Here is a 12901-nt window from a genome sequence, read left to right as displayed (position 1 = left end):
CCAAAGCCGAAAATCGGCCTCAACTCACAATTTACACACATTTGAGACTTGTGCTATGATGGCAAGATAGCTAATAAAAGAGAGACATCATGGGCAACCGATTATCCAAAATCACCACACGCACAGGCGATGATGGCACAACAGGACTTGGCGATGGCAGCCGTCTATCCAAGGCGGATTTGCGTTTTGATGCGATGGGCATCATAGATGGGCTAAATGCTCAAATGGGGCTACTACAGGCGTATTTGGCGGACAAACTGCCCGCCGTCTGCGATGAAATCAGCGCCATTCAGCATAAATTATTCAATATCGGCGGCGAAATCGCCCTACCAAACCACCAAGACATCGGCTATATCGCCATCACAGCAAGCGATGTGACACAGCTTGAAAACTGGGCATCGACGCACAATAATGATTTGCCCTATCTCAAGGAATTTATCTTGCCGGCAGGCTCGGTGGCAACCGCCCAAACACACATCGCACGCAGTATCTGCCGTGATGCCGAACGGCTTGTCATCCGCTTGCACGAGCGTGATGGCAATATCAGTACGACGACTTTACAGTATCTAAACCGCCTATCGGATTATCTGTTTATCCTAGCGCGTGTGGTGGCACGGCTAGATGGCGGAGCAGAAGTGTTGTGGCACAAATGATTGGCAAGAATCTCCGCCAAAACATCGTCCATCACCCAAACTCTGGCACGCCTGCACTGCGACTAAGTCCATAAGCACCAAATTTGCCATCGCCCAGACCATCGGCAGACTGCTTGCCGATGTGTAAAGCAAAATTGTGCCCTGTACTTTGGCTCTTGAGCTGAATATATGGCTCAATGGTCGCTTGGGTCTGATAGCCCTTTAAATGCTCTCGTGCAGCATCTACTGATACATCATGGCGAGCCGCTTGATGTACAATACGCTCATCTAAAGACATTTTTGGAATGACGCGGTAATAGTGTGAGAAACCCGTCACTTTATCCACAGGTACAGGGCGAATACTGGTGATATGCACATAATCAGTCAGTCGCTCTAGCCATTTTGCTAGGTTTAATGCCTGCAACTCCGCTTCAGTTTGGGCAAACACACGCACTTTAAACCCTAAAAAACCAATTTGTTTTTCTGGTTTTAATCGGTACTGCGGAAATGCAACACCGTAGGCGATTTTGCCATCATCATCTTGCTGTTCAACAAAGGCAAGATGGAGTTGGGTGTAAACCTTAGTCCATAAAAAATATGGACTAAGGTTTACATCAGGCAATAATGTGATTTCTTGATAAAATTGCATTATTCTTTCCCGCTTGCCCCAAACACACCGCCACGAATCAACACCGCAATCACATAATGTTGATTTTCTACGCTCGGTTTTTCATCTTTCAACACCCAGTTGTCAAATAAAGTGTAGAAATCTTGTTTTTGTTTCGGTTGGCGGAATGCTGTACCCATAGTCGTTACTGCACCATAGGGTTCAATCGCAATCGGAAATTGGGCATCTGGATACCATGTATCAATGGTACGAATGGCATTACCAATTTTTTGTGAATGTATACCCGCTTTATCATTGATTTTATACAATTCTTTGCTTTTGGTTTTACCTGTATCCAAAATCAACTCTTGTGATGGATACACTTCTTGACCGTAACCAACAATCGCTTCGGCTTTAATATTCAAAATCACAAAAGCTTGATTGGTTAAACCTTGTTCAATCCAATTTGCCAAAGTTGCTAATTCAGCATTATTCGTTGCAAAATCGTGTACCGAAATGTTTTTCGCATCAAAGGTTAAAGTATGCTCTTTATCTGCGATTTTACACGTTACAGATACAGTAATTTTCTCTGCACCCACACGGTTACGCCATAACCAACGAGCATTAGCGATATTGGTCGCATAACGATGTGCTAATTCTTTCACGCCGTGTTCTTGTAAATAACCTTGTACCGTTGCCAATAATTTGCTTTGATAGGCTTGGTCATTACATACATTTGGTTTACCGTCAAAAGACAATACTTTGCACGTCCACGATACAATCAACGTGTCATTTTCTTCCAACAAAGACGCTGAATCCACTTTTTGTAAATTAGCTTTTTCAATTTCCGCATCTAATTTGGCAGGGTCAGCCGTAATGCTATTTTTCAAACGGTTGCTGATTGTGCCACGAATAGATTTTTCTTGAATACGCACAGGAGTCGCCACGCTTTTTTCATCTTGGCTATTTTTTTGTGCCATAAAACCATCAGAAATGTCCAAATTGCGTTCAAATGCCAATACGCTTGCAGTCGTTAATTTGCTCATAAAATAAACTCCTTAAATTTCATTAAAAATATTTACCATGATGTTGCTTGTGTTAGTAAATACAGTCCAGTTTCATCATACTGTTGTCGCCAAAAAGCCGTTTCAATATTGTCTTTTAAATGGTGTGGATACACCCATTTGCCCAAACCATAAACGGCTTCTACATATTGACTTGGATATTCGGGATTACGCACATTTGCCAATTTGCCAGCGTCAAACGGCTCACTAATCGCTTGATACCCCATCGGCATGGGAACAAGCCAGCCATATCCTGTTTTAATGGACTGGGTATGCCATTTGGTATTGCCATCAATATCTAATTCAGGAATATGATGTAATGTGCAAACATCTAACAGCACATCAAGCGGTGTTGTGCTTTGGTTTTGGCTTTGGCTTTGGGCTTTGGTAATTAATTCACTAAATTCTGAACTTGCGTCCATCAATACAAATGCAGGCATTAACAATGGCACAAGTTCTTGTACTTTATAAAGATTAAAATATCGTACAGGGTCGGTTTTTGCCATTCCCATTACACTACCGCCTGCAATTCGCTGTCTGAAAATTGCTTGCGATAAAAATTGGGTTAATTCCTGACTTAGTTGCTCAGAAATCAGGTCATTTGCCAACACTTCTACCGCAAAACTCATCACCAAATTGCATTTGCCTTCTTCCACAATAGACGCTGTACTGCCATCTTTTTTAAGCGGATTTCTAGTTTGATTAAACGTATAATCACGGTATTTACTGGTGCGATAAGTTTTGGGCGTACAGTCATAACACGCCAACAACACACCACCCAATGCCAAATCAGCAAATCGTGCATCTGCCATCATGGTGCGAGATAAAGCGTGAAATGCACCTGTAAACCCTGTTACCGCAGGAAAGCCAAACGTTAAAGGGCTAGAAATGGCATTGGCATCACAAATCACCACTTTGTGAAAATAGATGTAACCAACTGGAATTTTTTCACTCATAAAAATACCCCTTTGCCCATACGTTGATAGAACCCTTGCATCTCTTCAATTACTCGTTTCCACTGGGTAAATTCTGCATCGGCAATATCATATTTTAAGTTTTTAAATTGCTCTCTCAATTCATTATTAAACCATGACGCAAAGTCGTCCAAAATGTCTTTTTGCCATTCATTTTGGGATTTGTATTGGGCAAATTCTTCTTCGCCGTCCAAATCTGCACGGTAAGGGTCTAACCATACTTTTTGCGAGAGTGATAAAGCATAATCTTTTGACCAACCTGCTGGTTTGTCTTGCAATGTGTGTGCAATGGCAAAAATGGTATGCAACATACGGTCTATCGCATCTTTGCGTTTATCACGCACATCTACATTGTTTCTGGCATCTTTCACGACTTGAATGACATATTCAAAATCATCACGAATATGGTATTTTAAAGTTTTGCTATGAAAGAAATTTTCTGCAAATTTAGATAACGCAAATTCACGACTTTGTGCAATTTTAGGCGGTAATGATGGCAATAAATAATTGCGACCGCCTTGTCGGCTCATCAACTGGCTAATATTTTGTGGTTTTGAACCGCCTAATTGTACAGTTGCCAAATCTTTCATGCTGACATATGGCGTATGTTTGGCATTGGGTTTAAAACGATTTTCTAATGCTTTTTTATTTTCATCAGAATATCTTAATTGGTTAATTTTTAAATAAACTTCATAAGATAAAGCAGATGGATATAACGGAATAATGTTGATGTATTGTAGTTCATCTAAATGATTAGCCGTATCATCATTGGTTACCCAAAGCATTTGTTTATTGCGTTCATGGGTCGTTGGATTTTCCATCGTGCTTTGTAAAACTTGTTTAAAGCGTGCGTGATAATCGCTTGCCGTCTCTTTATCATCAGACAAAGACGCAATAAATTGCTCATTATCAGCTAAAATCAAATCACGAACTTTTACACCTTCAGCTACATCAAAATCAAAAAATGACGCTAAAGGTAGAGCTGCCGCATTGCCATTGGCATCTAATGCAGGATTAGCAAGGCTATGTGTGCCAACCAAGGTATTAGGTCGTTGTTGTTTAGGGATAAAATTGACATTATCGCCTTTGGCATCAGGGTGAATGCCTTTGGAAATGTGCGTGCCAAATTTAAGCTGTTTTGCCATGCTATTCACAGCCAAATCTAGCCAATGTGTACGTTCAAATTTTTGTTTGATTTCGTCAATTTCAGCCTGACATTCTGTTATCAAAGCATGATTGCCATCTTCTTGAGCTTTCAGCAGTTGTTTTTGCAATTTTTCTGACTTAACGTCAATCTGTTGCTCTAAAAATCTACTGACTGCCGTTTGAGCAAGGTCGTTTGTTATCATCTTAAAAACTTCCTTAATTTCTATTATTTCGTATTAAATCATATTTTATAAAGCAATAGCTAGGAGCTTAACCGCTCCGCCACAATCCCCAAAAATGAACAAAAATACCATTTATCATGCCGCCCACCGCTTGGTAACATCACTCGGCTAAATTGGATTGCCAAATACGATAAACTTTGTTCAGGCAAATGCGTTTGCAAATGCAATAATTCATCATACACATCGCCTACAAGCCAAGTGCTAATTTGCGAATGCTCGTAATCAAACGCTATGGTTTGGATATAGGCATTGTGTGTATTGGCATTTCTTAACCCATTTTTTTGAATATCTTCTACGGCATACACACAAAAGCCATCGTCATGTTCTTCCATGATTTGTTTGGGAATAAGTACCCATTCTTGTTGTTGTTCATCGCTATGGCGAAATGGCGAAACTTGTTGCAAGTGCGTATGTATCCGATTAGATGAGCCAACTTCTCGCCAATAGGCATTAACATAATTGGTTTTACTTTGATGAAATAAATGGTTCATCAAACCATGTTCTAACTCTGCCAATGTTTCAGGCTGTCCTTTGATTTCCTTCGTCCAAATGCGTGGGCGTGCGTCAATTTGAGTTAAGGTATCATCACTAATCAGCGTGGTCATATCATGTTTTGTAAGCTTATAATGCTCGGTTTCAAACCCCGGTCTTGTAAAAACTAACTGCTGACCATGATGCTGTAAATAACGAATATTATGATTGAATATCAAAATATTGCGATTCGTTGCCTGTTTTTTGGGACGATGTCGCCACACTCGCCCTGCAAGCTGAATCATTGACCGCATGGAACTTGGCTCAACAATCGCCCAATCATAATCATGGTCTCGTCCCACTTCTGCCACAGGTGTTGCCAGCACCATAAAAATATGATGTTTTGTAGGGCTTTTAGCCATCGTCTGATAGATTTCTTTATGCTCAAAAATCGCCTGTTCATCATATTCATTGCGTTTTAAGACTTTATCCAATGCGTATTCCAACTGATTTCGCAAAACCAATAACTGCCGAGCGTGATAACACGCCACATGAATATGTGTATTTTCATCCACTTGAGCATCTTTTAGATAAAACGCAAGCCGTACCAACTGTTTGATATTGGCAATCCGAACCAAACCAATGCTCATGGATTGCCCTGTTTTTTCATTCACCGTATGATAGGATTGATGTAGTTCCATTGCTCCATCAATAATTTTTTGCCCCAATTCTGTATAAAATTGAGCCTTTTTGTCTTGATGATACGCAATCTCAACAGGCAAAATGCTTGCTTTACGGCGAATAGGTTGTTCGTGCAAAAATTTCACACGTTTTTGTACAAAGGCTTGATGACATTCATTAAATTTTTGTGTGTCGCTACAACACTCAATCTTCGTCCCATTTTTTTGTTCGTCAAACCATGCACACACCACTTGTGGCGTGGGTTTGTTTTGGCTTTGATTAAATAACTTTCGCCCTGCCAAATAGCTTTCAAATAATCCTGTTATCAAATCAGGCGGTAGCGTTGCCGATGACAGCAACACTTTTGAGCCAAACATTCCTGCCAAATGCACCAAACGTGCCAATGCAGGTAAATCCTGATGGTCAAAATCATCAGGTTCATCCAAAATCAAATCGCTACTTAACAAACGAAGTATCGGAGCAATATATCCACCACCCCGTTTGCATTCGCTCGCCCCGATTAAATGGTCAATGGTACACGTTACCACAGGCGAAAATAACAAATCTCGTGCCTTACGTTCAGCTAGCAAGGTATCAATATTAAGCTCATCTAACGCATGGAAATTTGGCGTAAAATCTACAATCCCATCGACCAATTCATCTGCCGATTCACTGCCCCATGTGGTGCTTGATTGGTCGTCCGTGTTCTGCTCCAATGCCTGTTCTTGTTGATTGATAGCAAATAATTGACGCACTTGACTACCGCCTACCAAAATTGCCAGTTGTTCGTCATTTAAATGTAAATCTTTGCGTAAACTTAAGCCAGTTTGCAAAGTCAAAACTCTAAGTCCCAACGCAATGGTAAATCTCGCCCCTTTTTTCTCATCGGATAAAGCATACATAATACGGGCATTAGAAATCGTTTTGCCACAACCTGTAGATGCCATATTGACCCCAAAAAAGCCGTGTGTATCACTATCGGCTTGTACACTTTTAGCCATTTTAAAAGCATGATTTTGCCAAGTAAATCGGTCAATATCGGTATTTTTACTTAATGGACGATGTTTAATGAGCGTGGGTAATTGCTCGCTAATAATCGGCAAATGGCGTGCAAAATGTGCGGTAAATGACGCTACACCCAACAAATGTTCATCTAAATATTGCTTGGGTTTGCGTGTGTTGCGGTCGGTATTGGCTAATAGAGTAAGTGCAGATTGCGTTGCTATACGGCGAGCATCATTATCTTTTAATGATGAATAATTGTGGTCTCCAACCATCAAACACAGTCTTGATAAATAGAGCAAAATAGCATTATCAACAGGCTGATTTTTTGCTGATAATGCTTGTAGTGTCGGGTCTTGTAAGGCTTTTCTTGCCCAGCGTTTGACACTGCCTTGCCAAGATTTACTGTCAATCACGCACTCTTCAAATTGCCAAAAATCTTTGAGCTTTTTACCACCTGTATCCAATGTTTTAGGATTTCTGACCCAATAATTATGGGCTTTTAGCTCAGCATAAACTTTGCTTAAAGACCGCTCAAAATACAATCGTGATGTCGGGTGATATTGAAATTGATGACGCTCTTTATGACCGAAAAACATATCCGTCAAAGGCGGTAAACGATGATGACTGACAATCAACCAAGAAAGCCACCCGCCCAATGGCGGTAATTTGGACAAATCCGCAAAATCCAATTTATCCGTTTGTAAATAACGACTTAATGCCGATGGTTTTTGTTTCGCTAACCAATCATCAATTTGAGCAAAGCGTTCTAACCATGCGGTATCCGTTTGACAATCTTGCGTTAGCCACAACAGTATTTTTAAAGAAATCCATTCATGACGATACGGGTCGCCCTGTGTACTCCCTTGTGTTAATTTATGTTGAAAGCCAAGCGTTGATTTACCCAAATCATGTAATAACGCTGATAAAGTCGCCATAATCTGAATAGCACTAATATATTGCCAATCATTTTGCCATTCACTATGCAAAATATTGCGTTTGGTGCGATTGACAGGCACAAAGCCCCATTCATTAAACTTATGACGATTACCCACAATCCACAAAAGCTCGCTGTGTTTACGAGTATGAAAACGATAGCAACTAATTGCCGTACTTTTGCTGGCGGTACGAGAGAGCAATTTTTTAACCATTGCCAAACCGTCTTCGGTGATGACCGTTTGCCAAGTATTATCACCAATCCGATTGGCAAACGCATCCAGCACAAGACGCGTGCGTGGGAGTGCTCTCTTTTCACATTGAGAAATAAAGGTAACAATCATTTTATTTCCCTTATTTGAAATATTGTGATGCCAATTTCACTTGTTCAAACATAAAATCGAGTGCTTTATGTTGCGTGAATTTTTGCAAGATTTTTTGGCGAAATTCTTGTTCGCTAAAATCGTCTTTGGCACAAACAAATGCCCAAGGGAGCACAATCGCATCTTTGACCAAATCCGCCACATCAAATACGAGTGCCCCACGCCGAGTTTTACCGTGCATGACTGCAAAACCATGTGGAATACCCAGCACCCAAAGCGTTGTCGCCCCTAATCCATACGCCAAATAGTTACCATGATTTAAGAAATTGTTGGCACTGTCGCCTGCTTCAGGATTGCGTTCAAAAGAAAGCTGACAGCGTGTGGCTGCTGCTTTATAGAGTTGTTTGGTCATTTGTGCTTCAGTTAAAAGCAAGTCATTGACACAGTTTATCTCAGGAATTTTATTTTTAAAGAAACTATAAGCCCCAAAAATATCAGAGTCATCAATATGAAAACCTGCTTCTTTTAATTCTTTATCTTTAGACCAAATTTTTTGAATAAATTCTATACGTTTATATTGAAATTCTTTGGCGATGGTCAGTCGTTTTTGTTCATCAAACCAAAAGGACAGCCAACCTTGCACATATTCAGTCGGGCGATATTCACTTTGTGGGCTTAGCCATTCAATTTCAGCACCCGAAAATAGCGGCGTCGCCCCACCCCCACAAAATCCAACCAAAACCCCTGCACTAGCAAGCATTCGCATGGCGGCTTGGGTAATAGATGTGCCTGTGCCGAGTAGAATACAAGTGGTATTGGCAATAGGGATATTGTAATAATGATTTTCGTATTTTGTTTCCGTCAAATACAAAACACGCCCATCTTTTTGCATGACACGGCAATGTTCCAAATAAAAGATATTGGCACGTTTTGAATGTAAAATTGCTTTTAAATCAGTAGGTTTGAGCGTGTCCATGGCGTTAATTTCCTTTATGATAAATTTAATTTAATCATACACATTATAAGCTGTCAAGCGATAAAATGGCTAAATTATAAGCTTATAGTGTTCGCCCGCCGTATGAGTTATGCTATACTGAATTTGCCGTCGGATGATGATGGGTGTAAAAAATACCTTTATTTTTGCAACTATTTAAAAACTTAATAAAATCAATAAGTTATAACTGGTCAATTTTTGATTGGGCAAAAAAGGTCAATCCATCATAAATGACTGTTATTTCTTAATTTTTTCAGTTATAATTACTCTTCACGACCGCATAGGTCGCTTAGAAACGAGAGCTGCGCCGTCTGGAGTTACTTGGTAACTTCACGACCGCATAGGTCGCTTAGAAATAATGCGGCAGCCATTTTTTAGGCTTTTAGTCCTTCACGACCGCATAGGTCGCTTAGAAAAATGATGCGTTTGGTGCTATCATCACAAAAGCCTTCACGACCGCATAGGTCGCTTAGAAATTTTTCCGTTATTTGCTCAAGCTAATGTTGAACTTCACGACCGCATAGGTCGCTTAGAAACCAAGAAATCGCAGCAGGTACAAGTTTAGCCGCTTCACGACCGCATAGGTCGCTTAGAAACCGAGTGTTCCAGCACTATGACGGGGCTTTTTCTTCACGACCGCATAGGTCGCTTAGAAACATTATCGCGGTGATAATCTCAAAGCCTTATTCTTCACGACCGCATAGGTCGCTTAGAAATGATGAATTACTTGATTATTATGTTAATGCAACTTCACGACCGCATAGGTCGCTTAGAAAACTCAATAGAACCTTTAAATTGTCGCCTTTATCTTCACGACCGCATAGGTCGCTTAGAAATATATGTAGCAAGGGTGGAATGAGATTTCGTACTTCACGACCGCATAGGTCGCTTAGAAAACGAGACCAAACCAATTGACGGCGACCCTTAAACTTCACGACCGCATAGGTCGCTTAGAAAAATCAGCTAAATTGTTGCCCCATGAGCGTGTACTTCACGACCGCATAGGTCGCTTAGAAATTGTTCGATATGCATTTGACTCTATCCTTATCCTTCACGACCGCATAGGTCGCTTAGAAACATCCGATAGCGCATTTGGGCACTTGTGAAGTCTTCACGACCGCATAGGTCGCTTAGAAATATTATCTTAGGCCGACATCGATGCTAAGGCTCTTCACGACCGCATAGGTCGCTTAGAAATGGAAAAACTTATCCTTGTGAACTTCACGGGGCTTCACGACCGCATAGGTCGCTTAGAAAAAAACCAGTTTTGTTATCAAGCAAAACAATAACTTCACGACCGCATAGGTCGCTTAGAAAATCAAAGGCGGCATCAATAGCATTGCTTGTATCTTCACGACCGCATAGGTCGCTTAGAAAAGCATCAGCAGGGTTATGAGCCCTGTGGCATACTTCACGACCGCATAGGTCGCTTAGAAAAATGGTGCAGACGGTCAAGCCATGAGTGCAGGCTTCACGACCGCATAGGTCGCTTAGAAAGTTGAGCAGTATGCTAAAGCCGAACCTGATGACTTCACGACCGCATAGGTCGCTTAGAAAATCAAAGGCGGCATCAATAGCATTGCTTGTATCTTCACGACCGCATAGGTCGCTTAGAAAACACGCCAAACGCATCGTCAACGAGCTAATCACTTCACGACCGCATAGGTCGCTTAGAAAAGACTACGGGCACAAAGATTACGCAATGAGCACTTCACGACCGCATAGGTCGCTTAGAAAAGAATAAAAGCCATAACCAGTGATATTTAGGTCTTCACGACCGCATAGGTCGCTTAGAAAAGTGGCAGATCGCATAAGCACAGCTTGATACCCTTCACGACCGCATAGGTCGCTTAGAAAAACAAAGATTAGCGTATATGCTGACGTACCGTCTTCACGACCGCATAGGTCGCTTAGAAAATTGCATCAGTTTTAGGGCGATTGGCAGGCTACTTCACGACCGCATAGGTCGCTTAGAAAAAAAGCTTCTTTGGCTTCTGCTGTTGCTGGTTCTTCACGACCGCATAGGTCGCTTAGAAATAATGTCTTAAATGACATAAGAAAACAATCACCTTCACGACCGCATAGGTCGCTTAGAAAAAAATATCATCTTTGTTAGCGTTGATATACTCCTTCACGACCGCATAGGTCGCTTAGAAAAATTCTTTGACTTGTTGCGTCGTTATGAATGTCTTCACGACCGCATAGGTCGCTTAGAAAATGCCTGTGGCCACCGCTCGAGTCACCGCCATCTTCACGACCGCATAGGTCGCTTAGAAAACGTGCGAGAAATCTTTGGCGAAAACTAGGCAAAACGAGTGGCAATGGTGCTACGGCATCAGTCGATGTTTTGATTCCACGCCTTGACTGCTGCCATGATGATGTCTGAGCGTGATAAGCCTGTTTTGGCAGATAGCTCGGCAAGCTCGTCGATGAACTCAATCGGGAATTTGTAGCTTGCCACTTTGACACCACGCTTGGCATCAGAATCGGCTTGGATTTGTGAGCGGGTTTTTGGGGTTTTAACAAGTTTTGGCATCGTATCATCCTTAAAAGTCATACCACGCTAGTAGCGGACTACCCCGATACCGCTGGGGTAGTCGCTTGTGCTATTTACTTGACTTAACTGCTAGACTTAAGTAGAATACATAGCACAAGGATAATTGCGATTTGGATAATTCGTTTCATCGCAGTTACTCCTCTACTGGGTGGGTTTAAGTAAGGTTGTCAGCCTTACCACCTAAACAAGGCAGGTATTGCGAGTACTTGCCTTGTTGTGTTTATTATAGTAAATACTACAATAAAAGTCAAATGATTTATGCGTTTTTTGCCTAAATTATTTGACTTTTTTGTATGCAAAAAAACAACCGCTTAAATCTAAACCGCACCCCAAAAGTTAGACGGCCTTTGGGGTGTTTTCGTGACCAAATATACAGACGACTTTAAACCATCCGTCATTCTGAGCGACTTGGCTATCGCTTTTGCCGTGTTCAACGGCAAAACGCACACAGGCGACCATGGGCTTGGCTATCACACAGACAGCGATTACATCTATATCGCCCCCGTGTGGCAGATAGTGGCGGTAAGAGGTGCAGCCTGATAGCAACTAGCTTTGGTGCATTTCATGACCGCATAGGTCGCTTAGAAAATGCAGGGTTTGCTTAAGTTGAACAATTGGAGATATTTCAATTAATAAAACTAACCACACCTTGAATTTATTGGTACTCTGCTCTATACTATTCACCAATTGCACTTTTTAAATTCCCTATTCACATAATCTGTTTTTAAAGGAAAACACAACATGAAATCCCAACAAGGATTTACGCTCATTGAGTTACTTATCGTTATTGTCATTATCGGCGTATTGGCAATGTTTGCCATCCCGCAATACCAAAATTACACTGCATCATCCCAAGTCAGCCGTGTGGTGATGGAAACCAGCCAGCTCAGAACCGCTGTTGATATGTGCTTAATGCAAGGCATTACCGATGCTGCCAAATGCGATATCGGTGCCTTTAACAGCGATTTAATGAAGGACAACAAGCCAACCATCACGCTTGGGAACGATGTCAAAATTGAAGCAACTTTTGCCAATAATGCATCAACAAGCATTCAGGGCAAAAAGGTCACCTGGGGCTATACTCAAGCCAATGGCTGGAGCTGTACCAGTGATGTTGGTGAAGATTTTGCAGTGAAGGGCTGCGCAACTTCTACCGCTGTAGCGCCCGCACCAGCCGGTCAATAACAAACACCCCCCAAACCAAAGTGAGCCCCAGCTCACTTTTTTTTATTCCAACTTACTCTACACCCCCTCACCCCCCATCACAAAACA

Annotated in this window: 10 protein-coding genes and 1 CRISPR repeat array; of the genes, 3 read left to right on the top strand and 7 right to left on the bottom strand. The window is 41.5% G+C overall.

From position 1 onward, the window contains the following. The first annotated feature begins 89 nt into the window (after positions 1-89). Positions 90-653 carry a cob(I)yrinic acid a,c-diamide adenosyltransferase gene (locus tag B0680_RS03460; protein ID WP_078253664.1) on the top strand — a complete coding sequence of 188 codons (564 nt, stop codon included), beginning with the start codon at positions 90-92 and terminating at the stop codon, positions 651-653. A 31-nt stretch (positions 654-684) separates the two neighbouring features. Here the strand turns inward: B0680_RS03460 and cas6f are convergent, their stop codons facing one another. From cas6f to B0680_RS03425, 7 genes are all read right to left on the bottom strand, one after another. Further along, on the bottom strand, positions 685-1281 hold the full coding sequence (cas6f, locus tag B0680_RS03455) for a type I-F CRISPR-associated endoribonuclease Cas6/Csy4 (RefSeq protein ID WP_078253663.1): 597 nt from the start codon (positions 1279-1281) through the stop codon (positions 685-687). Further along, entirely contained in the window at positions 1281-2285 is a 1005-nt protein-coding gene (gene csy3 / locus B0680_RS03450; protein ID WP_078253662.1) for a type I-F CRISPR-associated protein Csy3, read from the bottom strand. The genes cas6f and csy3 overlap by 1 nt, the downstream gene beginning before the upstream one ends. 32 nt (positions 2286-2317) lie before the next feature. Further along, the gene (gene csy2, locus B0680_RS03445; protein WP_078253661.1) at positions 2318-3259 is read right to left on the bottom strand and encodes a type I-F CRISPR-associated protein Csy2; all 942 of its coding nucleotides are present in this window, start codon (positions 3257-3259) and stop codon (positions 2318-2320) included. Then, positions 3256-4626 carry a type I-F CRISPR-associated protein Csy1 gene (gene csy1 / locus B0680_RS03440; protein ID WP_078253660.1) on the bottom strand — a complete coding sequence of 457 codons (1371 nt, stop codon included), beginning with the start codon at positions 4624-4626 and terminating at the stop codon, positions 3256-3258. The genes csy2 and csy1 overlap by 4 nt, the downstream gene beginning before the upstream one ends. A 59-nt stretch (positions 4627-4685) precedes the next feature. Then, entirely contained in the window at positions 4686-8099 is a 3414-nt protein-coding gene (gene cas3f, locus B0680_RS03435) for a type I-F CRISPR-associated helicase Cas3f (RefSeq protein WP_078253659.1), read from the bottom strand. Between the two features lie 10 nt (positions 8100-8109). Then, positions 8110-9054 carry a type I-F CRISPR-associated endonuclease Cas1f gene (gene cas1f, locus B0680_RS03430; protein WP_078253658.1) on the bottom strand — a complete coding sequence of 315 codons (945 nt, stop codon included), beginning with the start codon at positions 9052-9054 and terminating at the stop codon, positions 8110-8112. Between the two features lie 286 nt (positions 9055-9340). Next, positions 9341-11349: a CRISPR direct-repeat array (repeat unit 28 nt; unit sequence CTTCACGACCGCATAGGTCGCTTAGAAA). Positions 11350-11407: 58 nt separating this feature from the next. Beyond that, positions 11408-11608, bottom strand: a complete 201-nt coding sequence (locus B0680_RS03425) for a hypothetical protein (protein ID WP_078253657.1) — start codon at positions 11606-11608, stop codon at positions 11408-11410. 429 nt (positions 11609-12037) lie between these two features. On the opposite strand from B0680_RS03425, the gene B0680_RS10970 reads away from it, so the two are divergent. Together B0680_RS10970 and B0680_RS03415 are read left to right on the top strand one after the other, a co-directional pair. Further along, positions 12038-12169, top strand: a complete 132-nt coding sequence (locus B0680_RS10970; protein ID WP_265734171.1) for a hypothetical protein — start codon at positions 12038-12040, stop codon at positions 12167-12169. 201 nt (positions 12170-12370) lie between these two features. Then, the gene (locus B0680_RS03415) at positions 12371-12814 is read left to right on the top strand and encodes a pilin (protein ID WP_078253655.1); all 444 of its coding nucleotides are present in this window, start codon (positions 12371-12373) and stop codon (positions 12812-12814) included. Positions 12815-12901: the final 87 nt, after the last annotated feature.

The organism is Moraxella pluranimalium (assembly GCF_002014825.1).
GTDB classification, from domain to species: Bacteria; Pseudomonadota; Gammaproteobacteria; order Pseudomonadales; family Moraxellaceae; genus Moraxella; species Moraxella pluranimalium.
The sequence above is the reverse complement of the archived record's forward strand: the minus strand, read 5'-3'. Positions and strand labels throughout refer to the sequence as shown.